Source organism: Streptomyces sp. NPDC048514 (assembly GCF_043199955.1).
Lineage (GTDB): Bacteria > Actinomycetota > Actinomycetes > Streptomycetales > Streptomycetaceae > Streptomyces.
Genome location: NZ_JBICWT010000007.1, coordinates 212,418 through 237,394, shown reverse-complemented (window position 1 = coordinate 237,394; position 24,977 = coordinate 212,418). Strand labels below are relative to the sequence as shown.

Below are 24,977 nucleotides of genomic sequence, written 5' to 3'. Positions count from 1 at the left end.
TTCCGAATGGTTGTCCACTCACGGAAAAGTGAGGTGCATCCTTCCGAATTTGGTAAACGAATTATGAATTCCCCGGTGTTCGGGGAAACCAAGGTTTTCCGGAAGGTGATGCCGAGGTGAATCGCCCGCACGGGCGGTGTGCCCGGGCGCTTGACCTTGAGCGCACTCCAACTCCTACGGTTCAGGTCACGGCCGGTGGACAGCGGCCGGGCCACGAGACCGATCACCCGAGGACGGACGAGCCGACATGAACGAGAGCACCACACGTGAGGAGCGCTTCGCACATGGCCTGGAGGTGCTGCGCCGCGTCGACGGCGAGGCGGGACAGCGGGTCATCGACTCGCTCGCCGACATCAGCCCCGAACTGGGGCATCAGATCGTCTCCTGGGGCTTCGGCGAGATCTACGCCCGGCCGCAGCTCGAGCCCCGCGACCGCCAGCTGGTGACCCTCGGCATGCTGACCGCGCTGGGCGGCTGCGAACCGCAGCTGGAGGTGCACGTCAACGCGGCGCTGAACGTGGGTCTCACCCCGGAGCAGATCGTGGAGGCGCTGCTGCACTCGGCCGGTTACTGCGGCTTCCCCAAGGCGCTCAACGCCACCTTCGTCGCGAAGAAGGTCTTCACCGAGCGCGGACTGCTGCCGCTCACGCAGGAGTCGGCGCCGCAGACCGGGGCCGCGGCCTCCTGAGGACGGGTGGCGAACGCCAGCCGCTGCGTCCTGAGTAGCGGGGGCGAACGCGGGCCACTGCCTGAGGACGGTGGCGAACGCCGGCCGCTGCGTCCTGAGTAGCGGGGGCGAACGCGGGCCACTGCCTGAGGACGGTGGCGAACGCCGGCCGCTGCGTTCTGAGTACCGGGGGCGAACGCCGGCCGCTGCCTCCTGCGTACCGGGGGCTGATGCCGCCCCCCTTAAGCTCGACGCCATGAATGCGATGCCGCCGTCCCCGGATCCTGCCCGGCCCGCCGGCCGTCGTGCGGGAGAGGGGTTCTGGCCCGTCGCCGACGTGCTGGCCCATCTGGCGGGGCGCTGGCGGGTGCGCCGCAGCGTGCGGGATCTGGCGAACGGGGACGAGGGGCACTTCGAGGGGACCACCGTGTTCGGCCCGCTCGAGGGCGGCGGCCTGCTGCACGAGGAGTCCGGCGTCTTCACCTGGCAGGGCGTGGCGCGGCCCGCGACCCGGACGCTGCGCTTCCTGCCGGGGCCGGTGCCGGGAACGGCGGACGTGCGGTTCGCCGACGGGCGCCCCTTCCACACGCTGGACCTGACGGCGGGGCACCACGTGACCGACCATCCCTGCGCGGCCGACCTCTACCGGGGCGAGTTCACCGTCCGCGACGCCGGCCACTGGCACTCGGTGTGGCGGGTCCGGGGCCCGGCGAAGGACCTGCTCCTCACCACCGACTACGCGCGCGGCGGGACCGGCCGGGCGCGGACGGCCGGGGTGCGCGAGGCCGGCTCCGGGGGACCGGCCACGTACGCGGGGACATGAGGTCCGGGTGCGCGACGGGACCGGCTAGGCGCGTGACGGCTGTGTGCAGGCGCCGTCGAGGCGGAGGTTCCAGCGGCTCGACCGGCCGGCCACGGTGGTCGTGGACAACGGGCGGACGTCGATGTTCCAGTAGCTCGCGGGCGGCGCCTTCAGGGCGTAGACGAGAGCAGCACGGATGACGGACGGCTCGGCGACCGCGACGATGCGGCCGGCGTCGTCCACCGGCCGGGTGTCGAGCCAGCCGCCCACCCGGGAGATGAAGGCCAGCAGGGACTCGCCGCCGTGCGGTGTGGCACGCGGGTCGGCGAGCCAGGCGTCCACCGCCTCCGGCTCGCGGGCCATCGCCTCGCCCAGCGTCAGCCCGCGCCAGCGGCCCATGTCGCAGTCCCGCAGGGCGAGCTGGACCAGCGGGGCGTATCCGAGCGCGTCACCGGTGGCCCGGCTGCGCGGGGTCGGCGAGCAGTAGCGGAGTTCGGCCGCGGCCAGCGGAAGCAGCTCCGCGGCGGCGCGCTGCACCTCGTCCCAGCCGGCCAGGTCCAGCGGCCGGTCGTCCTCGAAACGCTCGGCGAGCAGCGGGGAACTGCGCGCGGCGGCGACGAACGTCACCCTCAGTGGCATGCGGTGATGGTGAGCCGCGACGGTACGCAGGTCAAGAGCTGCCGCCGGTGCGTCACCGGTGGTGACCGCACGGTCACCCAAGGGGTCGATCATCCCCGGCGGTCTCCGCCTCCACCGTTCGCCGGGGCGGTCGTGTACACCCCGAGCCGACACGGCTGTCGGATGCCCCGGCTGCACCACCTCGCCCCGGCCGCACGAGGCGGACCGGCGCTGCAGCACGTCGCCGCCGCTGCACGAGGCGGCCCGGCACTACAGCACCTGGCCGCCGACTGCACGAGGCGGACCGGCGCTGCAGCACGTCGCCGCCGGCTGCCGGTTCGCCCCCGGCGCTACAGCACCTCGTCGCAGGCCGCGCGCAGCCGCCGTACACCCTCCGTGATCTCGCCCGTGCCGGCGACCGCCGCGAAGCTCAGCCGGAGGTGGGCGGCCGGGGGTTCCGCGCTGAAGTAGGGGCGGCCCGGAGTGAGGGCGACGCCGGCGCGCAGGGCGGCGGCGGCCAGCGCGGACTCGTCGGTGCCGTCGGGGAGACGCAGCCAGAGGTGGTAGCCGCCGGACGGGACGTGCGGGAGGGCGAGTTCCGGCAGCCGCCGGGCGAGCGCGCTCGTCATGGCGTCGCGGCGCTCCTTCAACCCGGCGGAGACCGCGCGCAGATGACGCGGCCAGGCCGGTGAGCCGACCAGCTCCAGGGCGGCCTCCTGCAGCGGCCGGGGGACGAAGAAGCTGTCCACGACCTGGATGGCGCGCAGGCGTTCCAGCACCGGGCCGTGCGCGGCGAGGGCGCTGACCCGGAAGCTCGGCGAGGTCGCCTTGGTCAGCGAACCGACGTGGACGACCACGCCGTCCGGGTCGTCGGCGGCCAGCGGCCGGGGCAGCGGGCCCGCGTCGGCGTGCACCAGGCGCCGGACGAAGTCGTCCTCGACGACGAACGCGCCGGCCTCACGCGCGATGCGCAGCACCTCGGCCCGCCGTCCGGGGGCGAGCACGGCGCCGGTCGGGTTCTGGAACAGCGGCTGACAGACGAAGACCCGGGCGCCGCTGGCCCGGAAGGCGTCGGCGAGCAGATCGGGGCGCACCCCGTCGGGGTCCACCGGCACGGGGACCGGGCGCAGGCCGGCCGCACGGGCGAGGGCCAGCATGCCCGGGTAGGTCGGCGACTCGACGAGCACCGGCGCACCGGGCGGGGCGAGCGCGCGCAGGGCGGTGGCCAGCGCGGCCTGGCCACCGGCCGCGATCAGCACCTCGGCCGCCGTGACGGCTCCGCCGATCCCGCGCGCGAACCACTCCCGCAGCTCCGCCAGCCCTTCCAGCGGAGGTCTCCCCCAGGCGCCAGGCCGCCGCCCGGCCCGGGCCAGGGCCGCCGCCATGGCCCGCTCCGGCTGGAGGGAGGGATGCAGATAGCCGCCGTTGAACTCCAGCACTCCGGGCGGCGGCGCGGCGAGCGAGACCGTGACACCGGCGGCGTCCACGGTGCGCGGTACGAGTTCGGCGGCGGCGTCGGCGCTCAGCGCGACCTCCTGCCAGGAGGTGTCCCCGGCCGGGGCCTGAGGCGCGTAGGGCCGGGCCCGGAACGCGCCCGCGCCGGGCCGGGTGACCACCAGGCCCTCGGCGGCCAGCCGGGCGATGGCCCGCGAGACGGTCACCGGGCTCACCCGGTACCGCTCGACCAACGCCCGGCTGGACGGCAGCTTTCCACCAGGTGAGTAGCGGTGGAGTTCCCTTCGAAGCTGTTCTGCCAGTTCACCCACGCTGCTACTCTGGTTCATGGAGACACAGAGTAGCGCTACTGCCGAAACCCCGATAGCGGTCACCACTCCCCGGGAGCATCCCCGGGAGCACCGGGCACTCGGCACCGGGCTGGCCGCCCTCGGAGTCGCCTCCTTCTCCCTGACCTTCCCCGCCACGGCCTGGGGGCTGGAGAGCTTCGGGCCCTGGTCCCTGGTGGCCGTGCGCAGCGTTCTGGCCGCACTCGTCGCCGGCGGCTGTCTCCTGGTGCTGCGCGTACGGCTGCCGGAGCGGCGCCATCTGCCGGGGCTCGCCGTCGTGGCCCTCGGCGTGGTGCTGGGCTTCCCGATGCTGACCACGCTCGCCCTGCAGACCTCCACCACCGCGCACGCCGCCGTGGTGGTGGGCCTGCTGCCCCTGACCACCGCCGCCTGCTCCGCCCTGCGCACCGGCAGCCGGCCCTCCCGCCGGTTCTGGCTGGCGGCCATGGCCGGGGCGGTGGCCGTGCTCGGCTTCACGGTGGCCCAGAGCGGCGGCGCGCTCACCCCCGCCGACGGCTTCCTCTTCGCGGCCCTGGTGGTGTGCGCGGCCGGGTACACCGAGGGCGGCCGGCTGGCCCGGGTCATGCCGGGCTGGCAGGTCATCGGCTGGGCGCTGGTGCTGTGCCTGCCGCTCAGCATGCCGGCCGCCGCGGTGGCGCTGGCGTACGAGCCCGTGCGTCTCACCGGGCACGGCCTCGCGGGTGTGCTGTGGGTGGCGCTGGGCTCGCAGTTCCTCGGTCTGGTCGTCTGGTACCGGGGGATGGCGGCCATCGGCGTACCCAGGGCCAGCCAGTTGCAGTTGGCTCAGCCGCTGCTCACACTGGTGTGGTCGGCGCTGCTGCTGGGCGAGCATTTCACGGCCGCCGCTCCCCTGACGGCCGTCGCCGTGCTCGTGTGCATCGCCGTCACCCAGCGGTCGTGATCGTGAGGAGGGCCTGAGATGCGCGCATCCAAGGGCGACCGGCTAGTCCAGCACGGCAGGGTGGTCGGCCAACACGACCAGGTCTCGGAAGTCGTCGAGGTACTGGGGCACGAGGGCAATCCGCCCTACCGCGTGCGGTTCCAGGACGGACACGAGGCGATCATGTCCCCCGGGCCCGACTGCCAGGTCGAGCACCACCAGGAGGAGCGGCCGCGGTAGGGCCTGTCCGAACGGTTCCCGTCCGCCGCGCGACGCCCTGCACGCAGGCTCGCCGCACCGGCCCCGGACCCGAGCGCGCCCAGGTCAGCACGGTGGTTTCGCCGTTCGCCCGTAGTGATCGGCGACCACGCGTCCCATCGCCCCGATGGGGTCGGCCGCCACGTCCCGGGCGGCGAAGAAGACGTGTCCGCGCACCTCGGGGTGGCGGGCGGCGAGAGTGAGGTGCCGGGACAGCTCGACCGGGTCCTGCCAGGCCGAAGGCTGACCGGCCGCGCCCGCCTTGTACAGGGCCTCGCCGAGGTACAGCTGCGTTCCGGTGCCCTTGGCGACCCCCGCCCACCAGGCGGCCAGTTCGGCGTAGTCGGCGGTGGCGTGGCCGATGTGCCAGTACAGCTGCGGGACGACGTAGTCGATCCAGTGGCTGCGCACCCACTTGCGGGTGTCCGCGTGCAGGTCGTCGTACGTCTGGACGCCCGCCCGCGTGTCCGAGCCGCGGGAGTCGGTCGAGGCGTTGCGCCACACCCCGAAGGGGCTGATCCCGAACCGGGTGCCGGGCCGGACCCGCCGGATGCCGGCGGCCGTCTCCCGCACCAGCCTGTCGATGTTGTCCCGCCGCCAGGCGGCCCGGCCGGTGAAGGCGCCGCCGTAGCGGTCGTAGGCGTCGTCGTCGTCGAAGGTCTGTCCGGCGACCGGGTAGGGGTAGAAGTAGTCGTCGAAGTGGACGGCGTCGACCGGGTACCGGGCGACCGCGTCGAGCATCGCCCGCTGCACGAAGGAGCGGACCTCCGGCAGCCCGGGGTTGTAGTAGAGCCGCCCGCCGTAGCGCACCACCCAGCCGGGGTGCTTGCGCGCGGGGTGGGAGGCGGCCAGCCGGGACGGGTCGGCGTGATCGGCGATCCGGTACGGGTTGAACCAGGCGTGCAGCCGCAGGCCGCGGGCGTGGGCCTCTTTCACGGCGGTGCCGAGCGGGTCCCAGCCGGGGTTCCTGCCCTGGGTACCGGTGAGGTACTCGGACCACGGCTCGTACGGTGACGGCCACAGGGCGTCCGCGGTGGGCCGGACCTGGAAGATCACCGTGTTCAGCCGGTCGCGCACCGCCCTGTCGAGGTGGGCGATCAGCTCCTTGCGCTGCGCGGCCGCCGTGAGTCCCGGCCGCGAGGGCCAGTCCCGGTTGCCGACGGTGGCCAGCCACATGCCCCGCATCTCGGCGCTCGCCCGGGGCGCGGGCCCGGCCGCCGCCGCGCCCCGGGCCGCCGTGACCGGCACCGCCAGGGCCGCCAGCGTGAAGGCCCGCCGTGACATCCGCCTCATCCGCACGTCCCCACACACTCCGGATCCGCTCCATCACGGATCGTTTCGCGCCCAAGGATGCCCCGACCCGGGCGATCGATCATCGATACTTGGCGGTAACGTGCACGATCGGAGCAGGCGCCCGAAATCCGGAGGTCTGCCAGCGAGCCGGAGAATCCAGCGAAGGGAACGATGTGACCGACATCGAGCGCGTCGGAGTCGTGGGCTGCGGCCAGATGGGCGCGGGCATCGCCGAGGTGTGCGCCCGCGCGGGACTGGACGTCAAGGTCGCCGAGACCACCGGCGAGGCCCTGGAGATCGGCCGTACCCGGCTGTTCAGCTCCCTGGCCAAGGCCGCGGAGCGCGGCAAGATCACGGAAGAGGAGCAGGAGGCCACCCAGGCGCGCCTGAGCTTCACCACCGACCTGGGCGAGTTCGCCGACCGTGACCTCGTGATCGAGGCCGTCGTGGAGAACGAGCAGGTCAAGACGGAGATCTTCCAGGTGCTGGACCAGGTGGTGACCCGCCCGGACGCGATCCTCGCCTCCAACACCTCCTCGATCCCGCTGGTGAAGCTGGCCGTCACGACCTCCCGCCCGGACCACGTGGTCGGCATCCACTTCTTCAACCCCGCTCCGGTGCAGCAGCTGGTCGAGCTGATCCCGGCGCTCACCACCTCCGAGGGCACCCTCAGCCGCGCCCAGGTCTTCGCCGAGAAGGTGCTCGGCAAGCACGCCATCCGCGCCCAGGACCGCTCCGGCTTCGTCGTCAACGCGCTGCTCGTGCCCTACCTGCTGTCCGCGATCCGGATGTTCGAGTCGGGCATCGCGAGCCGCGAGGACATCGACAACGGCATGGAGATGGGCTGCGCCCACCCGATGGGTCCGCTCAAGCTCTCCGACCTGATCGGTCTGGACACCATCGTCTCCATCGCCAACTCGATGTACGCCGAGTACAAGGAGCCGCTGTACGCCGCTCCCCCGCTGCTGCAGCGCATGGTGGAGGCCGGCCGGCTCGGCCGGAAGACCGCCTCGGGCTTCTACAGCTACTGATTACGAAGAGCGACGCTTCGCGGGCCCGGCACCGACTTGGTGCCGGGCCCGTCTGTTTCACACACCGTGTGCGCCCCGGGCACGCATATGCCCATCGCACACGCTCCCCACGCGCCCACCAGGCGAGTTGACTCTTCATGCGCATGCAAGGGATGCGGAACCACCCATACCACCACCGAAGGGAGCGGACACGTGACCGCCGATCCGGAGCATCCCGTGATCCATGGAGAACTCGCAGAGTTACGGCGCCGCCTCGACGTGGCCTACGCCCGCGTCGAGGGAGGGCTGGCCCTGCTCAGCCACCGTACCGAGGAGACCGCGAAGGAGCTGGACGAGCTGAACAGTCGCATGGTGTCCCTCGAGCACACCCGCTGGCCGCTGCCCTCACTGGCCGCGCTCACGGCGCTGGGCGCGCTCGTCGTCACGGTCTGGCAGGCGCTGTCGGCCCACTAGCCCTCCGCGAGCCTGAGATGGTGCAGCAGGAGTAACGCGGCCGCCATGTTGGCGGCCGGGACCTCCCCACGGGCGATCAGGTCGGGAACGAGTTTGAGGGGGACCCATTCCCGGCGGTCCGACTCGAAGTCGTCCACGGGATGCCCGATGTACTCGCCCCGGTCGGACCAGTAGATGTGGTGCCGGGCGTCGGTGAGGCCGTTGGACGGCTCCACGCTCATGAGGTGGTGCAGGGGCCCCGGCCGCCAGCCGGTCTCCTCCTCCAGTTCCCTGGCGGCCGCCGCCGCGACGTCCTCGCCGTCCTCGACGACGCCCGCGGCCAGCTCCCACCCCCAGCTGTCGGTGATGAAACGGTGCCGCCACAGGAGCAGGACCTCGTTGGCCTCGTTGACGACCGTGGCCACGGCCACCGGCCGCAGCCGGATCAGGAAGTGGTCGAGGTGCCGGCCGTCCGGCAGCTCGACATCTGCGAGATTGACGCTGAACCAGCGGTTTTCATACACAGTTTGTTCGTTCTGTTTCGTCCACTGCACGGTTCTGCCACCTTCCGCCGAGTAAGTGGCAATATCGCAGCAGAGGCGGCTCGACCCACAGTGGGCCTACAGCGGTACGCGCAGCGCTCCGTCGATGAGTTCGGCGGCCTCGGCGGTGCCGGCCGCGCCGCAGCGCACCAGATGCTCGCGCACCGCGCGCAGCCGGTCGCGCAGCCGCTGGGACTCCATCCCGCGCGCCTGCTCGGCCATCTGCACGGCCGTGACCACTGCCTTGTCGGCATTGCCCTGGCGCAGTTCGATGGTGCTGAGCATGGCGAGGCGGTGCACCCGCCCCCGGTCGTGGGCCGGATTGTCCACGGCGGCGGCCGCGTGGTCCCGGGCGGCCGCCAGTTCCCCGAGACTGAGCAGCGCCTCGGCCACCTGGACGTTGACCAGCCCGGGCTGGACGTACCCCGTCTCGTCGGGCTCGTGCCCGCGCCGGATGCGGTCGGCGGCGGTCTCGGCGCGCCGTATGCAGGACAGGGCGCTGCCCGAGTCGCCGAGGTGGGCGTACGCCTTGGCCTGCATCGCGTACAGGTCGGAGGCGAGCGCCGGGGTGATGTGCTTGCCGGCGGCGCGCAGCGCGGCCTCGGCGAAGGCGACGGCCTGCCGGTACTCCCGCATGAACAGGGCCTGGTTGACCAGCAGCGCTATCACGTACGCGCCAAGTCCCCGGTCACCGCTGGCCTTTGCCAGCCTGAGCGCCTGGTGGAAGTAGCGCTGGGCGAGTCCGTGCGCGTCGGAGTCGTAGGCGCAGATACCCGCGATCGCGACCAACCCGCCGGTCGCCCGGTGCAGTTGACGGCCCGTGGCGTCGGTGTAGCTGCCGCGCAGCAGTGGCGCGGCCTCGGCGTTGAGGAAACCGACGATCCGCGTCCGGGTCGCGATGCCACCGGCCTTGCGGTACATCTGCTCGTAGTGCGTACGGGCGGCGCGCAGCATCTCGATGTCGGCCGTGGTGACCCGGTGTCTGCCGCCGCGCGAGACGTCGACGTCCTCCGGCGGGTTCTCCCACTCCCACACCGGCATCACGGCGGGTGTCCCGGTGACGGCCGGAGCCCCCAGCACATGGGGCCGCTGCTGTTCGTCGGACCGCCACAGCGCGGTGGCCCGCTCCACGAACCCGCCCAGGGAGCCGGACGGCGCGGCACCCGGCTCGCCCGGCACTCCGAGACCGATGTCGTCCAGCGTCACCGGCCGGTGCAGACGCCCGGCCAGCACCTCGCAGATCAGGTCGGGTACCTGGCCGCGGGGCCGCTGGCCCTTCAACCAGCGCGCCACGGCGGTGTGTTCGTAGCGGAGCGCGAGGCCCCGCCGGCGGCCCGCCTGATTGACGTGGGCGGCGAGACCGGCGTGCGAGATCCCCGCCTCGTCCAGGATGGCGTCGAGCAGAGTGTTGGGCTGCATGGGATGCCCCCCCAAGTGGCCTGGGTGGCCTGGTGCGATCAGCGTAGTGCGTCCGCTTTCACACGGGGTGTGAACGGAACACGCGCATCCGGTGCGTGCGCGCACTGTCGCGGAACGTGTCGGGCTCGGTTGACTGAAGTGCCTCGCAAGAGGTCGTCCGGGCCGCCGGTTCCCCCTCGAATCGCGGCGGCCCGGCCGGCGGCGGTTTCGACGGCGGTTGCGGTGCCGGCCGCGGGGACCGGTGTCCCCGGCGTCGGCAGTGGGCCGGGAGCCGGAGTCGGATGCCGGCCAGGTCAGAGATGTGTCGTCGGCCGCCTGTTCATGGAGGCCGGCCTCGCGCGCGCGGCCGAGCCGCAGGCGTCACCGTCCCGCGCCCCCGTGCGGGGCCGCCCGGCCCTGCCCCGGTCGTTGCGCAGGACGAGCACCGCCACGTCGTCCGCCGGCCGGCCGGCGGTGTGGCGCAGGAGGGCCGTGAAGACCGTGCCCAGGACCGCCTGGGGAGGGGCCGGCTGATCGCGCACCGCCGTGCGCAGCACCTCGCGCAGCGGGAAGAACCGGCCCCTGGCGTCCCGCGCGTCCTCCGCGCCGTCGGTGAAGAGGATCAGGGAGTCGCCGGGGAGCAGCCGGCCGCAGGTCCGGATTTCCGGTTCCGGCGGCAGCGGGAAGGGACCGAGGGGTGGCAGCGGGTCGGTACGGGCCAGCGGCTCGACGGCCGTGCCGCTCAGGCGATACGGCCATGGATGACCGCAGTTGAGGGTGCGCAGCTCGCCGTCCCTGCCGATCTCCAGGAGCAGGAGGGTGACGAACTCCTCCGCGACCGGATGGGCCGGGTCCTGGCCGCCGTGCGCGGGGTGTTCCGCGCGGGCCCGTTCGCGCAGATGCCGGGCCAGGGCGCGCTCCAGTCTGCCGAGGACCCGGCCGAGATCCGGCTCGTCGTGGGCGGCCTCCCGGAAGCTGCCGAGGACGGCGGCGGCGGTACCGAGCGCGGACAGGCCGTGCCCGCGCACGTCGCCCATCACCACCCGGACCCCGTGCTCGGTGCCGATCGCCTCGTACAGGTCGCCGCCGACGCTCGCACCCCGGTCCGCGGAGAGCTGGGCGGCGGCCACGTTCAGCCCGTCGAGGCGTGGCGGCGGCGGGCGCAGGACCACGCTCTGCGCGGCCCGTGCCGCCCGGCGGGCGAGCCTCAGCTCTCGCAGGAGCGTGCGGCGGACCTGGAATATCAGGCCCGTGCCGACGGCGAAGAACACGGCGCTGGTGACGATCCGGGCGCCGAGCCCGTTCTGCTGGGCGAGCGGGCAGCCGAGCTTGTAGCCGACCGCGACGGCTCCCCAGACCGTGGGCAGTACGGCTGCCCGCGCGGTGGGCGCCCGTGCCTTGATGCGGATCATGCCTCTGGTCCCCCATATGGGCCCCGACAGCGGACGGACCGGCCTCGAAAGGCCGGTCCGATTCTGTCGACGGCATGACCCGGAAGGGCCGGATCGCCTCCGATTCCCACCCGAACGAGTGAGCACACCCCGTTCCGGCCCGCATTTATGCAGGCCGGAACGGGGGTGGGCGGTCAGCCGCGGAGCACGGCCCCAGTCCGCTCGCCCGCCAGGGCGACGGCCGCGTCCCGGGCCGCGGAGGCCTCGTCCACGGTCAGCGTCCGGTCGGCCGCGCGGAAGCGCAGCGCGTACGCCAGCGACTTGCGGCCGTCGCCGAGCTGCTCCGCGTTCTCGTACACGTCGAACAGCCGGATGGACTCCAGCAGCTCACCCGCGCCCGCCCGCAGCGCGGCCTCGACGTCCGCGGCCGGGACCGGGCGGTCCACGACGAGGGCGACGTCCTGCGTGGCCACCGGGAACGTGGAGATGCCCGGCGCCTGCGGGACGCCGTCGCCCGCCGCCTCCAGGGCGTCCAGGTTCAGCTCCGTCGCGCAGGTGCGCTCGGGCAGGCCCAGGGCCTTGAGGACCCGCGGGTGCAGTTCTCCCGCATGGCCCACGACCTGCTCCGTGCCGTCGGCGACGACCACCAGCTCGGCGCAGCGGCCGGGATGCCACGGACCGTAACTCCCCTTGCGGACGACCAGGTCGGCACCGGCCTCACGGGCGACGGTGCGCGCCGCCTCGACGGCGTCGGCCCAGTCCGACGGGCGGCCCTTGCCCCACCAGCCGGCCTGCTCGCGGGAGCCGGTGAGCACGACGGCGACGTGCCGCGGCTGCTCGGGCAGCACGGCGTCCAGCCCGGCCAGCTGCTCGTCGGTGGGGCGCCGGTCGACGGGCAGGTGCGCGGCGGCGCGGCGGTCCTCGCGGGGGTGGAAGACCAGGCCCGTCTCGAACAGCGCCAGGTCGTGCGAGCCCCGGCCGTCGTTGCGCCGCAGGGCGCCCAGCAGGCCGGGCAGCAGCGTCGTGCGGAGCGCGGGCTCCTCGTCGCTCAGCGGGTTGGCCAGCTTCACGACCCGGCGGGCCGGGTCGCCCGCCTCCAGACCGAGCTGGTCGAAGACCTGCTCGGCGACGAACGGGTAGTTCGGCGCCTCGACGTAGCCCGCGCCGGCCAGTGCCCGGCCGACCCGGCGGTGCAGCCGCTGGCGGTGGGTCAGGCCGTGACCGGAGACCGGCCTGGGCAGCGTGGAGGGCAGGTTCTCGTAGCCCTCCAGGCGGATGACCTCCTCCGCCAGGTCGTTCGCCTCGAGCAGGTCGGGCCGCCACGACGGGACGGTGACGAGCAGTTCGTCCTGCCCGTAGACGTCACAGCCGATCTCCTGCAGGCGGCGGACGACGGTCTCGCGGCCGTACTCGACGCCCGCGACCTTGTCCGGGTGATCGGCCGGGACGGTGATCGTGTGCGGGCCGGAGGGCGCGACGATCTCCGTGACGCCGGCCTCGGCCGTGCCGCCGGCGAGCAGGACCAGAAGGTCCACGGTCCGCTGCGCTGCGGCCGCGGCCGCCTGCGGGTCGACGCCCCGCTCGAAGCGGCGGGACGCCTCGGAGGACAGCTTGTGGCGGCGGGCCGTACGGGCGATCGAGACGGCGTCGAAGTGGGCCGCCTCGACGACCACGTCGCTCGTGGCGTTCTCCACGTCGTCGTGGTCGGCGATCTCGGTGTGGGCGCCGCCCATGACGCCGGCCAGGCCGATCGGGCCGCGCTCGTCGGTGATGACCAGGTCCTCGGCGTGCAGCTTCCGCTCGACGCCGTCGAGGGTGACGAGCTTCTCGCCCTCCTCGGCCCGGCGCACGCCGATGGTGCCCTGGACCAGCGTGCGGTCGTAGGCGTGCAGGGGCTGGCCCAGCTCCATCATCACGTAGTTGGTGACGTCGACGGCGAGCGAGATCGGGCGCATGCCGACCTTCTGCAGCCGGCGCTGCAGCCAGATCGGGGAGCGCGCCTCGGGGCTCAGACCGGTCACCGTGCGGGCGGTGAAGCGGTCGCAGCCCGCGGGGTCGGTGACCTGGACCGGGTAGCCGTAGGCGTTCGGCGCGGGCACGTCCAGCAGGGCCGGGTCGCGCAGCGGCAGGCCGTAGGCGATGGCGGTCTCGCGGGCGACACCGCGGATGGACAGGCAGTCGCCGCGGTTGGCGGTGACGGCGATGTCAAGGACCTCGTCGACCAGCTCCAGCAGCTCGACGGCGTCCTTGCCGACCTCGGTCTCCGGCGGCAGCACGATGATGCCGTGGCTGCCGTCGTCGCCCATGCCCAGCTCGTCGCCGGAGCAGATCATGCCGTGGGAGGTCTTGCCGTAGGTCTTGCGGGCGGCGATGGAGAAGCCGCCGGGCAGCGTGGCGCCCGGGAGGACCACGACGACCTTGTCGCCGACGGCGAAGTTGCGGGCGCCGCAGACGATCTCCTGGGGCTCGCCCGTCCCGTTGGCCCGGCCGACGTCGACGGTGCAGAAGCGGATGGGCTTCTTGAAGCCCTCCAGCTCCTCGATGGTCAGCACCTGGCCGACGACCAGCGGGCCCTTGAGGTCGGCGCCGAGCTGCTCGACGGTCTCGACCTCCAGACCCGCCGAGATGAGCTTGGCCTGGACGTCACGGCCGGTTTCGGTCGCCGGCAGGTCGACGTACTCCCGCAGCCAAGAAAGCGGGACCCGCATCAGATCTCCATCCCGAACGGCCGGGTGAACCGGACGTCACCCTCGACCATGTCTCGCATGTCTTCGACGTTGTGGCGGAACATCAGCATCCGCTCGATGCCGAACCCGAAGGCGAAGCCGCTGTACCTCTCCGGGTCGACGCCGCACGCGGCCAGCACCTTGGGGTTGACCATGCCGCAGCCGCCCAGCTCGATCCAGCCCTCACTGGAGCAGGTGCGGCAGGGCCGGTCGAGGTTGCCGACGGACTCGCCCTTGCAGACGTAGCAGAGCATGTCCATCTCGGCGGACGGCTCGGTGAAGGGGAAGAAGTTCGGGCGCAGCCGGGTCTTCATGCCCTCGCCGAACAGCGACTGGACCATGTGGTCCAGGGTGCCCTTGAGGTCCGACATGGTGAGGCCCTCGTCCACGGCGAGCAGCTCGACCTGGTGGAAGACCGGGGTGTGCGTGGCGTCCAGCTCGTCGGTGCGGTACACCCGGCCCGGGCAGATCACGTACACCGGCAGCTCACGGTCGAGCAGCGAGCGGATCTGGACGGGCGAGGTGTGGGTGCGCAGCACGACACCGGATTCGCTGCCGCCGTCCTCCCCGCGCACGAAGAACGTGTCGGCCTCGCCGCGGGCCGGGTGGTCCGGGCCGATGTTGAGGGCGTCGAAGTTGAACCACTCGGCCTCGACCTCGGGGCCCTCGGCGACCTCGTAGCCCATGGCCACGAAGACGTCCTCGATGCGCTCCGACAGTGTGGTCAGCGGGTGCCGTGCACCGGCCGGGACGCGGTCGTACGGCAGCGTGACGTCCACGTCCTCCTCGACCAGCACGCGCGTGTCGCGCTCGGCCTCCAGTTCCGCCTGCCGGGCGGCGAGGGCCTTGTTCACGGCGCCGCGGGCCATGCCGACGCGCTTGCCGGCCTCGGCCTTGGCGTGCGGGGGCAGGGCGCCGATCTCGCGGTTGGCGAGGGCCAGCGGGGAGGCCGGGCCGGTGTGGGCGACCTTCGCCTCGTGGAGCGCGTCGAGGGAGCCCGCGGCGGCGAAGGCGGCGAGCGCCTCGTCCCGCATGCGCTCGATCTCTTCCGGTTTCAAGGCCTCGACCTCTACAGGGTCGTACGACTTATTCGGTGCCGACATCTCTTCCCGTGCTTCCGATTGGCTGGCGGATGGTCCCCGTCACCGACTCGCGAGGGCCGTGTGAAGGACACAAAGGTGCCAAAGGCCGAGTCTAACGGGGTGAAGGAACGCGAATGCGCCCGCGGTGCGCTCAGGCCAGATAGGCCGGGGCCGCCACGGGCAACGTAAATCGGAACTCGGCCCCGCCGCCGGCGGCGCGGCCGACCGTGATGGTGCCGCCGTGGGCCTCGACGATGCCCTTCACGATGTAGAGCCCGAGGCCGGTGCCGCCGCGCTTGCTGCCCCGCCAGAAGCGGGTGAAGACGCGGTTCATTGACTCCTCCGGGATGCCGGGCCCCTCGTCGCTCACCGTGACCGACGTGGCTGCGTGCTCGCCGTCCTCGCCCTCGCGGGGGGACGCCGAGGGCGTGATGGCAATGGTGACGGTTCCCTCGCCGTGCCGCACGGCATTTTCGATGAGGTTGCTCAGCACCTGGTCGACCTTGTCGGGGTCGGCCCACAGGTCGGGCAGCGGCTGTTCGATGCGCAGCAGGAAGCGGTCGGCGCGCTGGCCGGCGGCGACGTAGGCCTGGATGTGCCGGGAGACGGCGGCGCCTATGTCGACGGGCTGCCGGCGCACCTCCAGCCGCCCGCTGTCGATCCGGGAGATGTCCAGCAGCTCGGCGATGAGGCGCGTGACGCGGTCGGCGTCGGCGTCGACGGTCTCCAGCATCAGCCGCTTCTGGTCGTCGGTGAAGCGTTCCCACTTGGCGAGGAGCGTGGCGGTGAAGCCCTTCACGGAGGTCAGCGGGGAGCGCAGCTCATGGGCGACGGTGGCGATCAGCTCGGCGTGGCTGCGTTCGGTACGGCGGCGGGCCTCGGTGTCCCGCAGGCAGACGACCACCTGCCGTACGGGTCCGAGCGGCTCGTCGCGCACGTACCGGGCGGAGACCAGCACTTCCCGGCCGCCGGGCAGCAGCAGGTTGCGCTCGGGCTGCCGGACCCGGATCGCCAGTCCGCCGTAGGGGTCGGTGACCTGCCACCAGCGCCGTCCTTCCAGGTCCTCCAGCGGCAGCGCCTTCTCCAGCGACCGGCCGAGGGCGTCGGCGGCCGGTACGGCGGTGATGCGCGCGGCGGCGGCGTTGAAGCCGACGATCCGGCCGTGCTCGTCGGCGACGACGAGCCCGTCGGGCAGCTGGTCGGGATCGACGCCCGGGCCGGTCCCGCGGTCCCGGGGCGCGCGCGTAGGCCGCGCGTCCCGGCCCTCCGGCGCGGTGCTCGTGCCGGCCACACTCATCCCCGTACCCCACCTCTCAGACGGCGCAGGGCCCCGAGCTGGTCACCCTACTAGCTCTGGGTTACGGAGCGGCACCCTCCGGAGGCGCGCTGTGCCCGGGCCGACGCGTAGAGACATACGGCGGCGGCGGTGGCGAGGTTCAGGCTCTCGGCTCTTCCGTGGATGGGGACGCTCACGACGGCGTCGGCGAGCGCGCGGGTCTCCTCGGGCAGCCCCCAGGCCTCGTTGCCGAAGACCCAGGCGGTCGGCCCGCCCATGGCGCCCTTGTCCAGCTCCTCGTCGAGGTCGCGGTCACCGGCGCCGTCGGCTGCGAGGATGCGCACGCCGGCCTCCTGCAGCCCCTCGACGGCACGCTCGATGGGCACGCCGACGGCGACGGGCAGATGGAAGTGCGAGCCGACGGAGGCCCGCACGGCCTTGGGGTTGTACAGGTCGACGGAGGCGTCCGTGAGGATCACGGCCTCGGCTCCGGCCGCGTCGGCGCAGCGCAGCACCGTGCCCGCGTTCCCGGGGTCGCGGACGTGCGCGAGGACGGCGACGAGCCGGGGGCGCGCGGCGAGGACGTCCTCGAACGGGGTGTCCAGGAACCGGCAGACGCCGACCAGGCCCTGCGGGGTGACGGTGGTGGAGATGTCGGCGATGACCTCTTCGGACGCGAGGTGCACCCGGGCGTCCGCGCCGCGGGCCGCTCCGATGATGTCGGCGTACCGCTCGGCGGCCTCGACGGTGGCGAACAGCTCGACGAGCGTGGGCGCCCCGTCCGCACCCCGGTGCCCGGCGGCCTCCCGTACGGCCTGCGGTCCCTCCGCGAGGAACAGCCGGTCCTTGCCCCGGAAGTTCCGCTTGGCGAGCCGGCGCGCGGCGGAGACGCGGGCGGACCGGGGCGAGATCAGCTCAGGGGAGACGGAGGGCATCCTCATACTTTCGAAAACTTGTGGCGCCCCCCGAAGGGGCGCGGGGAACTGCGCGAGCGACCACGACGGACCTGCGGCGGGAGAACGCACCGAGGGCCCCCAACAACAGGACCCGCAAGCCATGACAGCCTGCGGGTCCAGTGAGCGTCGGCTAGAGCCAGCGCGGCGTCACGCGGCCTTCGGCGCGTTGACGTCCGACGGCAGCGCCTTCTGCGCCACCTCGACGAGCGCCGCGAAGGCGTTCGCGTCGTTCACGGCCAGCTCGGCCAGGATCTTGCGGTCGACCTCGATGTTCGCGGCCTTCAGACCCTGGATGAAGCGGTTGTAGGTGATGCCGTTGGCGCGGGCAGCGGCGTTGATGCGCTGGATCCACAGCTGACGGAAGTCGCCCTTGCGCTTCTTACGGTCGTTGTAGTTGTAGACCAGCGAGTGGGTGACCTGCTCCTTGGCCTTGCGGTACAGGCGCGAACGCTGACCGCGGTAGCCGGAGGCCTGCTCGAGGATCGCCCGGCGCTTCTTGTGGGCGTTGACTGCCCGCTTGACGCGTGCCACTTGTTAACTCCTTGTAGCGGGGTCGTGGTGGGTGCTCACACGACCCGGAAACGACTGGGTCCCGGTCCTGACGTACGGCGCTCGGCGAATGGTGAGCGCCGGTGCGTCACTTGCCGAGAAGCTTCTTGATCTTCGCGGCGTCGCCCGGGGCCATCTCGGCGTTGCCGGTGAGGCGACGCGTGACGCGGGACGACTTGTGCTCGAGCAGGTGGCGCTTGCCGGCGCGCTCGCGGAGCACCTTGCCGGAGCCGGTGATCTTGAAGCGCTTGCTGGCACCGCTGTGCGACTTGTTCTTCGGCATAGCGCCGTTCTCTCCTCGTCGGTGGCGCTCCGGTGCCCGGTCGTGAAACCGGGCACGATGGAGCGTCGCTCTTGTATCGGTTACATCCTCGGGGACGGGTGTGTCCCCCGGGATCACGCCTCGGCGGGCTCCTCGAACGGAGCCTCGACGGGCTCCTCCGACGATCCCTCTGCCTCGGCAGGGTTCTGCGACTTACCGGGGTTCGCCTTCGCCTCGGCCTTGCGGGCCTCCTGCGCCTGACGGGCCTCGGCCATCGCCTCGGTCTTCTTCTTGTGCGGACCGAGAACCATGATCATGTTTCGGCCGTCCTGCTTCGGGTTCGATTCGACGAAACCGAGGTCCTGGACGTCCTCCGCGAGGCGCTGCAGCAGTCGGTAGCCCAGCTCGGGCCGGGACTGCTCGCGACCACGGAACATGATCGTGATCTTGACCTTGTCGCCCTGCTTGAGGAACCGGACGACGTGACCCTTCTTGGTGTCATAGTCGTGCGGGTCGATCTTCGGCCGGAGCTTCATCTCCTTGATGACCGTGTGCGCCTGGTTCTTGCGCGCCTCACGGGCCTTCATGGCCGACTCGTACTTGAACTTCCCGTAGTCCATGAGCTTGCACACGGGCGGACGGGCGTTCGCCGCGACCTCGACCAGGTCCAGGTCGTACTCCTGCGCAAGCTCCAGTGCCTTAGCGAGCGGGACAATGCCCACCTGCTCGCCACTGGGACCGACAAGTCGCACCTCGGGAACGCGAATCCGGTCGTTGATGCGGGGCTCGGCGCTGATGGATCCTCCTCGGTAGCACCACGCGACGGTCTGGCGGACAGCCGCGTAACGTCTCTGATCGTTAGACCTAACCGCGCCGAAGCACAAAAAATGCCCCGGACGATCACAGGCGGACGGGCTCCAATGGCTACCGGAGCACCGCCGCGGTGACCGCGGGGCGCACATTCGGGCGACTCCATCGTCCGTACGGAACGATGGTGGCCGCCTGACCGGAGACCCGCCGCCCCGGAGGACGGTCAGGTGGGAGATCGGAGCCTCCACTTGTGGGCCGGTCGTCCTGTTTTCACACATGACATGACCGGCCGGTCGTTGTCCACGTTAGCAGGATCGCCTGACAAGGGCTAATTGAGGGCCGTCGGGCGGGACCGCCTATCGTGTGGGGCATGAGTGACACCCCTCCCGACTCCCCCGACTTCGACGCGATGACCCGGGACATCGCCGAGGTCCCCGCCGTCGAGGTGATCGTGACGGTCGCCGTGAACCTGATGAGCGCCTCCGCCGTGAAGCTCGGGCTCAGCGAGGAGGGCGAGAAGTACAAGGACCTGGACGAGGCCCGCAAGCTGATCACCGCTCTCGCCGGTCTGCTGGACGCGAGCACGACCGAGGTCAGCTCCTTCCACGCGGCGCCGCTGCGCGACGGTCTGAAGTCGTTGCAGCTTGCGTTCCGTGAGGCGTCGATCGTCCCGGACGAGCCGGGCCAGGGCCCCGGTGAGAAGTACACCGGGCCTGTCTACGGCTAGTCCGCCCCGCTCATCCGCGCACGTACAAGGGCTCGCCCGGAGGCGTGGTCCCGGCCGGCAGCAGTGCCAGGTCGAGGCCGCGCACCAGGCGGGCCCTCAGCGTCTCGTCGGCCGCGAGGCGCTCGGCGACCGTCCGGGCGGCCTCGGCGGCCTCGGCGGCCGGGTCGAGGACGAGCGCGAGGGTGCCGTCGGCCCGTCCCGGCCCGAGGTGGGCGCGCAGCACGGCGGGCTCCGCCGCCACGGCCGCGCGGACGGCGCCGACGACGGCCGGGTCGGTGAGCGGATCGGTGCTGGTGCGGCCCTCGGCGAGGGCGAGCAGCGCCGGGCCGGTCAGCTCGAAGGGCACGGGTCCGGCGAGGTCCAGCACGACCGTGTCGGCCTTCTCGTGCGCGGCGGCCTCGAGGGCCTGGTGCAGCGGTACGGCGACCGGGCGGGCCCCGGGGTCCCAGCGGGCGAGGGACTCGGTGGAGGTGAAGGCGGGCAGGGCGGTGCGGTGGCCGGCCTTCAGGGTGGGTACGGCCATGTCGCTGGTCTTCTCGCGGCGCAACCCGTTCCCGTCCTCCTCGACCTCGCCGAGCACGGCGACGACGGGTACCAGCAGACGGGCGCCCCTGAGCGCGTCCAGGACGGGCCCGAGGGCGCTGCGGTCCCCGGCCCAGACGGCGAGCGCGGCGCTCAGCCGGGGGTCGGCGGAGCCGTCGTCGTCGGAGAAGCCGGGGTCGGGGATGTTCTTGTTCGCCACGGTCACCGAGCCTATAGGGGGGAGGCGGCCGGGCTCGTGGGGGGCCGCGGGCTCGCGTACCGGCCGTCCGCGCGACGGGCGGCGGACGGCGCCGCGGCTCTGTGAGCCTTCGGGGGTCGCCCTGCGGCGCATGCGTTCGCCGGCGGCGCGGCCCCGTGGACGTTCAGGGGGTCTCCCTGCGGCCTCTCCACAGGATCACCCCGGCCACCAGCAGGACCGCACCGGCGCTGCCCGCCAGGGGTCCCGCCCAGCCGGACGCGCCGCCGGTGGAGCCGGCGGCGTCCGGGCCGGAGCCGAAGTACTCGTCGCCGTAGGACGCCGAGCGCAGGCCCCGGGGCTTCAGGCGGGCCGCCGACCGCAGCGCGGCCGCCGGGTCGATCATGCCGAAGCCCCGGGAGTCGTCGCGGCCGCCCACCGGGGCGTCCCGGGCGGTGTCCTCCAGGAGCTTCTTGACCTGGGCCGGGGACAGCTCGGGGTGGGCGGCCTTGATCAGGGCCGCCGCGCCGGAGACGAAGGCGGAGGCCGCGCTCGTGCCCCAGCCCTCGTAGTACTTGTGGTCGGGGTCGGCGATCACGATGTTCACGCCGGGCGCGCTGACCGCGGCGTACCAGCGGCGGGTGGAGAAGGAGGCGCGGGTGCCGTACTTGTCCACGGCCGTGGCGGCGATGACGCCCGGGTAGGCGGCCGGGTAGGAGACGTGGTCGCCCTTGTCCCCGCCGTTGCCCGCCGAGGCCACCACGACGACGCCCTTCTTGAGGGCGTACTGCACGGCCTCGTCCTCGCTCGGTTCGGGGTGGGCGGAGTCGGAGTCGTCGCCGAGGGAGAGGTTGATGACGTCGGCACCGTGGTCGGCGGCCCAGCGGATGCCGTCGGCGAGCGCGTTGCCGCGGGTGGTGCGGGCCTTGGAGCGGGCGGGGTCGCCGTCTTCCAGGATCACGCGGACCGGCAGGATCTTCGCTTCCGGGGCGACGCCGAGTACGCCGTCACCGTCCCCGGCTCCGTGGCCGTGACCGGCGATGATGCCGGCCATGGCGGTGCCGTGCCGGGCCCAGCCGCGGTCGCCCGGACCGGCGCCGAAGCCGATCATGTCCTTGGTGGGCAGGACGTTGCCGGTGAGGTCGGGATGGTCGGCCTCGACGCCGGTGTCCAGGACGGCGACGGTGACGCCGCCGCCCTTGGTGGTCCGCCAGGCCTGGGTCAGATGCAGCGCGGACAGGCCCCACTGCTGGCCGCGGAGTCCGTCGGCGTGCGCGGCGGCGGACGGCAGCAGGACGAGGGAGCCGGCCAGCGCGAGACTCACCGCCGCGGCGGCGGGGCGCGGGCGGCGGTGACCGCGGGGCGAAGGCCTCATGCAGGGTTCTCCGTGGCCGAGCCGATGGTCTGGCGCAGGCGCCGTTCGACGCGGTCGGCCAGGCCCTGGGCCTCGTTGCCGAGGCCGGCCTGGGCCGTGGCCGTGGTGGCGCCGGAGCGGACGGCGTCCGCGGCGGGCTGGGGCGAGTCGACGGTACGGCCGTCGGCCCAGCCGGAGACGGCGTAGGCGACGAGGGGGGCGTCGGTGAGGACCGAGACGGTCCAGGTGGCGCGCTGCGCGTCGCCGAAGCGGGCCGCCGCGGTGCCCCGGGCCGCGTACGGCCGGGGCATCAGGTCGCTGCGCCGGTCCAGGCGCTCGTCGCGGAAACGCCGGGCCAGTGCGGCCATGGTGGCCGGGTCGGCCTTGGCGAACAGCAGGCCGACGGTGGTGACGTGGCTCTGGGTCGCGTCGGTGTAGGTGGCGCGCAGGAGCCGGCGGCAGCCGACCGGGGCGAGTGCCTTGTGGAGCAGCGGGTCGAAGGCGTCGGCGCAGCCGCTGTCCGGGGCCACGGCGATCCGGGTCCAGGTGCGGTCGGCGCCGCCGGGACCCGCGCCGGTGCCCTCGACGGTGGGCGGGAACAGCTGGTCGACGGGCGTGCTGTGCCAGAGCGTGGCGGCGGCGGCGTACTGACTGCCGGGAGGGCGTCCTTCCCCTTCCCCGGTGAGCCAACTCCCGGTCACCGCGCCGCCGATGAGACCCAGGCCGAGCACGAGACACGCGGCGGCAGCGGCGGTGCGCGGCCGGACCCGGGGACGCGGCCGGGCCCCGAAGGCCTCGGGCTCCCCGAACGACACCACCGGGCGGACGGCACTCCAGGACAGGGCCGGGTCCGGCGCGGACGGGGCGCTCGCGGGCTGCCGGGCGCCCGCCATGGACCTCCAGCCATCCGCTCCACGCCTCGCCTCCGCGGGGGCTGCGGAACCGGGGGCCGCGGACACGGGGGCCGCGGCGGACACGGGGGCCGCCGGGCCGGCGACGGAACCTCCGGAAGCGGGCGCGGAACCGGCGCGACGACCCGCCGACGCGCCGGACACGCCGCCGGCCGCGGGCACGGAGCCGACGCGAGAGCCGTCCCCGGCCTGCGCGAAGGCACGTGCAGCGCCGGTGACCCCGGAGGGCGCGGTGAACCCGGCAGGCCCGGCAGGCCTAGCCGGCCCGATGGGCCCAGCCGACCCGGTGGGTCCGGTAGGCCCCGTGGGTCCGCTGGGTCCGGTAGGCCCCGTGGGTCCGGGGTGCCGGAGTCCCGGGTGCCGGGGTCCGGGGGCCGGGGGGATCGGGCGGAGGCGGGTCGTCGTCTCCTCGGGGGTCTCCGGAGGGGCGTCCGGGAAGCGGGCCGAGGCGGGCGGCGGTGGCGGGTTCACCGGGTCGGAGATTTCGGGCACGGCGGACGTGCGGAAGGCCGGCCCTGGTCGCCGACCGGCAGCGGTCACCGGCCCGGAGCGCGCGGCAGGGGGCCGTTCACCCAGCTCGGCCGCGCTGGCGGGCGGCCGGGAATCACGCGGGGTGAAGACGGAAGGCTCGTCGTCGGGATCGTCGTCCGTCATCGCTCCGGCCGGGCGCCCGGTACCGGGGTGGGCGGACCGGGAGTCCGGGCGCGAACCCCAGGCCGATGCCGGTGCACCCGACGCCGGTCCCTGCCCGGGAAGTTGGGGAGCAGCCGGTACCGGACCGCGCTCGGAAAGCCCGGAGACGCCCGACACCGCGCCCCGCTCGGAGGGCCCGGGGGCGTCCGCCGACGGGGCCGGTCCGGAGCGGTGGGGGGCGCTCGGGGGGTGCAGGGGCGGGCGGGGGACGCGGGGTGTTCGGGCGGGGCGGGGCGGTTCGGCCGTGGGCGGGGTCGAGGGGCGTGGCGGCACGGGGGCGTGGCGCGGTTCCGAGCTCATGCACCCCCCGTTTCCTCGTGCCCGGGCCGTCTTGCCTACGCGGGCCGTGCTCCTCCCCGGCCGCGCCCGGTGCGGAAGCTCTCTCCCGGGCACGCATACCCGTACGGCCGGACGGGCATCCCGGTTCAGCCGGCGCGCCGAGCGCGTCTTCGCCGGGCGTGTTCCGCCGTATGTGCGCGTCACTCTACGGGTTGCCGGCCGGTGACCGGGAACCAGTGCGCGGCACCGGGGCATCTGCCCGGTACGTCCCCCTACCCTGCGGTAATCCTGTCTGGCAGGCTTCCGTCATGACTGCGCTCGCCGCCGACAGGGCCCGTTACGACAGGGCCACCGCCCATCTCGACGCCCCCCTCGCGATCGTGGACCTGGACGCCTTCGACGCCAACGCGGACGATCTCCTGCGCCGGGCCGGCGGCAAGCCGGTCCGGGTCGCGAGCAAGTCGGTCCGCTGCCGCGCCCTGCTGGAACGCGTCCTGGCCCGAGACGGCTTCCGGGGCCTCATGTCGTTCACCCTGGCCGAGTCGCTGTGGCTCGCCCGCTCCGGGTTCGACGACGTCCTGCTCGCCTACCCGTCCGCCGACCGCGCCGGGTTCGCCGAGCTGGCCGCCGATCCCAAGCTCGCCGCCGCCGTCACCGTCATGGTGGACGATCCGGCCCAGCTCGACCTGATCGACGCGGCCCGCGCCGGCGGGCGTGAAGTGGTGCGGGTCTGCCTGGAGTTGGACACCTCGCTGCAGCTGCTCGGCGGCCGGGTGCGGGTCGGGGCACGCCGCTCACCGCTGCGCTCCCCCGCTCAACTCGCCGAGCTGGCACGGTCGGTGGCGCGGCGCCCGGGCTTCCGGCTGGTGGGAATCATGGCGTACGAAGGGCACGTCGCCGGGGTCGGGGACGCGGTGGCCGGGCGGCGGCTGCGGTCCCGGGCGATCCGGCTGATGCAGGCCGCGGCCCGGCGGGAGCTGGCCGAGCGGCGGGCCGCCGTGGTGCGCGCGGTGCGCGCGGTCGTCCCCGGCCTGGAGTTCGTCAACGGCGGTGGCACGGGCAGTGTGCAGTACACCGCCGCCGAGGACGCGGTGACGGAGATAGCGGCCGGTTCGGGGCTGTACGTGCCGCGTCTGTTCGACAACTACACGTCCTTCACGGGCCGTCCGGCCGCCCTGTTCGCCCTTCCGGTGGTGCGGCGGCCCGGTGTCGGTGTCGTCACGGTGCTCGGCGGCGGCTACCCGGCCTCCGGTGTCGCCGGACGCGACCGGCTGCCGGTGCCGTACCTGCCGGAGGGGCTGGCGTACGACCCGCAGGAAGGGCCGGGCGAGGTGCAGACCCCGCTGCTGGGCGCGCCCGCCGACGACCTGCTCATCGGCGACAAGGTGTGGTTCCGGCACGCCAAGGCGGGCGAACTGTGCGAGCGGTTCGACGCTCTGCACCTGATCGAGGGGGACACGGTGACGGCGACCGTGCCCACCTACCGCGGCGAGGGCCACACGTTCCTCTGAGCGCCC

The 24,977-nt window shown here is 73.3% G+C and carries 24 protein-coding genes; 8 read left to right on the top strand and 16 right to left on the bottom strand.

Going from position 1 to position 24,977, the window contains the following annotated elements; genetic code table 11:
* The first annotated feature begins 247 nt into the window (after positions 1–247).
* Together ACGFT2_RS17585 and ACGFT2_RS17580 are read left to right on the top strand one after the other, a co-directional pair.
* Positions 248–688 carry a carboxymuconolactone decarboxylase family protein gene (locus ACGFT2_RS17585; RefSeq protein WP_393278825.1) on the top strand — a complete coding sequence of 147 codons (441 nt, stop codon included), beginning with the start codon at positions 248–250 and terminating at the stop codon, positions 686–688.
* A 244-nt stretch (positions 689–932) separates the two neighbouring features.
* The gene (locus ACGFT2_RS17580) at positions 933–1,490 is read left to right on the top strand and encodes a DUF6314 family protein (protein WP_393279211.1); all 558 of its coding nucleotides are present in this window, start codon (positions 933–935) and stop codon (positions 1,488–1,490) included.
* A gap of 24 nt (positions 1,491–1,514) precedes the next feature.
* Here ACGFT2_RS17580 and ACGFT2_RS17575 read toward each other — a convergent pair whose 3' ends face one another.
* Together ACGFT2_RS17575 and ACGFT2_RS17570 are read right to left on the bottom strand one after the other, a co-directional pair.
* Positions 1,515–2,108, bottom strand: coding sequence for a histidine phosphatase family protein (locus tag ACGFT2_RS17575; protein ID WP_393278823.1), 594 nt, complete (start codon positions 2,106–2,108; stop codon positions 1,515–1,517).
* Between the two features lie 329 nt (positions 2,109–2,437).
* Entirely contained in the window at positions 2,438–3,871 is a 1,434-nt protein-coding gene (locus ACGFT2_RS17570) for a PLP-dependent aminotransferase family protein (protein WP_393278821.1), read from the bottom strand.
* On the opposite strand from ACGFT2_RS17570, the gene ACGFT2_RS17565 reads away from it, so the two are divergent.
* A complete protein-coding gene (locus ACGFT2_RS17565) occupies positions 3,870–4,793 on the top strand; it encodes a DMT family transporter (RefSeq protein WP_393278819.1) in 924 nt (307 codons plus the stop codon). The genes ACGFT2_RS17570 and ACGFT2_RS17565 overlap by 2 nt on opposite strands.
* A gap of 18 nt (positions 4,794–4,811) precedes the next feature.
* Entirely contained in the window at positions 4,812–5,012 is a 201-nt protein-coding gene (locus ACGFT2_RS17560) for a DUF1918 domain-containing protein (protein WP_393278817.1), read from the top strand.
* A gap of 84 nt (positions 5,013–5,096) precedes the next feature.
* On the opposite strand, the gene ACGFT2_RS17555 is transcribed toward ACGFT2_RS17560, so the two are convergent.
* A complete protein-coding gene (locus ACGFT2_RS17555) occupies positions 5,097–6,323 on the bottom strand; it encodes a glycoside hydrolase family 10 protein (protein ID WP_393278815.1) in 1,227 nt (408 codons plus the stop codon).
* A 173-nt stretch (positions 6,324–6,496) separates the two neighbouring features.
* Here ACGFT2_RS17555 and ACGFT2_RS17550 point away from each other — a divergent pair, with 173 nt between their 5' ends.
* On the top strand, positions 6,497–7,354 hold the full coding sequence (locus ACGFT2_RS17550) for a 3-hydroxybutyryl-CoA dehydrogenase (RefSeq protein ID WP_393278813.1): 858 nt from the start codon (positions 6,497–6,499) through the stop codon (positions 7,352–7,354).
* A gap of 192 nt (positions 7,355–7,546) precedes the next feature.
* Positions 7,547–7,807 (top strand): hypothetical protein, encoded by a 261-nt coding sequence (locus tag ACGFT2_RS17545; protein ID WP_393278811.1) that lies wholly within the window; start codon positions 7,547–7,549, stop codon positions 7,805–7,807.
* Here ACGFT2_RS17545 and ACGFT2_RS17540 read toward each other — a convergent pair.
* The 10 genes from ACGFT2_RS17540 to infC all read right to left on the bottom strand — a co-directional run bounded on the left by ACGFT2_RS17540 (position 7,804) and on the right by infC (position 18,765).
* Positions 7,804–8,340 (bottom strand): NUDIX domain-containing protein, encoded by a 537-nt coding sequence (locus ACGFT2_RS17540; protein ID WP_393278809.1) that lies wholly within the window; start codon positions 8,338–8,340, stop codon positions 7,804–7,806. The two genes, ACGFT2_RS17545 and ACGFT2_RS17540, sit on opposite strands and share 4 nt — an antisense overlap.
* Positions 8,341–8,406: 66 nt before the next feature.
* Entirely contained in the window at positions 8,407–9,747 is a 1,341-nt protein-coding gene (locus ACGFT2_RS17535) for a transcriptional regulator (protein ID WP_393278807.1), read from the bottom strand.
* A gap of 293 nt (positions 9,748–10,040) precedes the next feature.
* On the bottom strand, positions 10,041–11,138 hold the full coding sequence (locus tag ACGFT2_RS17530) for a PP2C family protein-serine/threonine phosphatase (protein WP_393278805.1): 1,098 nt from the start codon (positions 11,136–11,138) through the stop codon (positions 10,041–10,043).
* Positions 11,139–11,311: 173 nt separating this feature from the next.
* Entirely contained in the window at positions 11,312–13,825 is a 2,514-nt protein-coding gene (gene pheT, locus ACGFT2_RS17525; RefSeq protein WP_393278803.1) for a phenylalanine--tRNA ligase subunit beta, read from the bottom strand.
* Positions 13,825–14,946 carry a phenylalanine--tRNA ligase subunit alpha gene (pheS, locus tag ACGFT2_RS17520; protein ID WP_393278801.1) on the bottom strand — a complete coding sequence of 374 codons (1,122 nt, stop codon included), beginning with the start codon at positions 14,944–14,946 and terminating at the stop codon, positions 13,825–13,827. Before pheS ends, pheT begins: the two co-directional genes overlap by 1 nt.
* Before the next feature lie 130 nt (positions 14,947–15,076).
* The gene (locus tag ACGFT2_RS17515) at positions 15,077–16,222 is read right to left on the bottom strand and encodes an ATP-binding protein (protein ID WP_393278799.1); all 1,146 of its coding nucleotides are present in this window, start codon (positions 16,220–16,222) and stop codon (positions 15,077–15,079) included.
* A 50-nt stretch (positions 16,223–16,272) separates the two neighbouring features.
* Positions 16,273–17,136: a TrmH family RNA methyltransferase gene (locus ACGFT2_RS17510; RefSeq protein ID WP_393278797.1), complete on the bottom strand. Its 864-nt coding sequence runs from the start codon at positions 17,134–17,136 to the stop codon at positions 16,273–16,275.
* Between the two features lie 168 nt (positions 17,137–17,304).
* Entirely contained in the window at positions 17,305–17,688 is a 384-nt protein-coding gene (gene rplT / locus ACGFT2_RS17505; protein WP_016642495.1) for a 50S ribosomal protein L20, read from the bottom strand.
* 106 nt (positions 17,689–17,794) lie between these two features.
* Positions 17,795–17,989, bottom strand: coding sequence for a 50S ribosomal protein L35 (rpmI, locus tag ACGFT2_RS17500; RefSeq protein WP_003977225.1), 195 nt, complete (start codon positions 17,987–17,989; stop codon positions 17,795–17,797).
* 113 nt (positions 17,990–18,102) lie between these two features.
* Positions 18,103–18,765, bottom strand: coding sequence for a translation initiation factor IF-3 (infC, locus tag ACGFT2_RS17495; protein ID WP_353604970.1), 663 nt, complete (start codon positions 18,763–18,765; stop codon positions 18,103–18,105).
* Positions 18,766–19,148: 383 nt separating this feature from the next.
* Here infC and ACGFT2_RS17490 point away from each other — a divergent pair, with 383 nt between their 5' ends.
* Positions 19,149–19,505 (top strand): DUF1844 domain-containing protein, encoded by a 357-nt coding sequence (locus tag ACGFT2_RS17490; RefSeq protein WP_393278795.1) that lies wholly within the window; start codon positions 19,149–19,151, stop codon positions 19,503–19,505.
* Positions 19,506–19,515: 10 nt separating this feature from the next.
* Here ACGFT2_RS17490 and ACGFT2_RS17485 read toward each other — a convergent pair whose 3' ends face one another.
* The 3 genes from ACGFT2_RS17485 to ACGFT2_RS17475 all read right to left on the bottom strand — a co-directional run bounded on the left by ACGFT2_RS17485 (position 19,516) and on the right by ACGFT2_RS17475 (position 22,308).
* A complete protein-coding gene (locus tag ACGFT2_RS17485; RefSeq protein ID WP_393278793.1) occupies positions 19,516–20,247 on the bottom strand; it encodes an SseB family protein in 732 nt (243 codons plus the stop codon).
* 163 nt (positions 20,248–20,410) lie between these two features.
* Positions 20,411–21,598, bottom strand: coding sequence for a type VII secretion-associated serine protease mycosin (mycP, locus tag ACGFT2_RS17480; RefSeq protein ID WP_393278791.1), 1,188 nt, complete (start codon positions 21,596–21,598; stop codon positions 20,411–20,413).
* On the bottom strand, positions 21,595–22,308 hold the full coding sequence (locus ACGFT2_RS17475; protein ID WP_393279208.1) for a hypothetical protein: 714 nt from the start codon (positions 22,306–22,308) through the stop codon (positions 21,595–21,597). The genes mycP and ACGFT2_RS17475 overlap by 4 nt, the downstream gene beginning before the upstream one ends.
* A gap of 1,460 nt (positions 22,309–23,768) precedes the next feature.
* Between ACGFT2_RS17475 and ACGFT2_RS17470 the strand changes: the two genes are divergently transcribed.
* Positions 23,769–24,971, top strand: a complete 1,203-nt coding sequence (locus tag ACGFT2_RS17470) for an amino acid deaminase/aldolase (RefSeq protein WP_393278789.1) — start codon at positions 23,769–23,771, stop codon at positions 24,969–24,971.
* The last annotated feature ends 6 nt before the right edge of the window (positions 24,972–24,977 follow it).

Coding starts and splice junctions, on each gene's coding strand:
- ACGFT2_RS17585 (WP_393278825.1), top strand. CDS start 248: ATGAACGAGAGCACCACACGTGAGGAGCGCTTCGCACATGGCCTGGAG.
- ACGFT2_RS17580 (WP_393279211.1), top strand. CDS start 933: ATGCCGCCGTCCCCGGATCCTGCCCGGCCCGCCGGCCGTCGTGCGGGA.
- ACGFT2_RS17575 (WP_393278823.1), bottom strand. CDS start 2,108: ATGCCACTGAGGGTGACGTTCGTCGCCGCCGCGCGCAGTTCCCCGCTG.
- ACGFT2_RS17565 (WP_393278819.1), top strand. CDS start 3,870: ATGGAGACACAGAGTAGCGCTACTGCCGAAACCCCGATAGCGGTCACC.
- ACGFT2_RS17570 (WP_393278821.1), bottom strand. CDS start 3,871: ATGAACCAGAGTAGCAGCGTGGGTGAACTGGCAGAACAGCTTCGAAGG.
- ACGFT2_RS17560 (WP_393278817.1), top strand. CDS start 4,812: ATGCGCGCATCCAAGGGCGACCGGCTAGTCCAGCACGGCAGGGTGGTC.
- ACGFT2_RS17555 (WP_393278815.1), bottom strand. CDS start 6,323: ATGAGGCGGATGTCACGGCGGGCCTTCACGCTGGCGGCCCTGGCGGTG.
- ACGFT2_RS17535 (WP_393278807.1), bottom strand. CDS start 9,747: ATGCAGCCCAACACTCTGCTCGACGCCATCCTGGACGAGGCGGGGATC.
- ACGFT2_RS17530 (WP_393278805.1), bottom strand. CDS start 11,138: ATGATCCGCATCAAGGCACGGGCGCCCACCGCGCGGGCAGCCGTACTG.
- pheT (WP_393278803.1), bottom strand. CDS start 13,825: ATGCGGGTCCCGCTTTCTTGGCTGCGGGAGTACGTCGACCTGCCGGCG.
- pheS (WP_393278801.1), bottom strand. CDS start 14,946: ATGTCGGCACCGAATAAGTCGTACGACCCTGTAGAGGTCGAGGCCTTG.
- ACGFT2_RS17515 (WP_393278799.1), bottom strand. CDS start 16,222: ATGAGTGTGGCCGGCACGAGCACCGCGCCGGAGGGCCGGGACGCGCGG.
- ACGFT2_RS17510 (WP_393278797.1), bottom strand. CDS start 17,136: ATGCCCTCCGTCTCCCCTGAGCTGATCTCGCCCCGGTCCGCCCGCGTC.
- rpmI (WP_003977225.1), bottom strand. CDS start 17,989: ATGCCGAAGAACAAGTCGCACAGCGGTGCCAGCAAGCGCTTCAAGATC.
- ACGFT2_RS17490 (WP_393278795.1), top strand. CDS start 19,149: ATGAGTGACACCCCTCCCGACTCCCCCGACTTCGACGCGATGACCCGG.
- mycP (WP_393278791.1), bottom strand. CDS start 21,598: ATGAGGCCTTCGCCCCGCGGTCACCGCCGCCCGCGCCCCGCCGCCGCG.
- ACGFT2_RS17470 (WP_393278789.1), top strand. CDS start 23,769: ATGACTGCGCTCGCCGCCGACAGGGCCCGTTACGACAGGGCCACCGCC.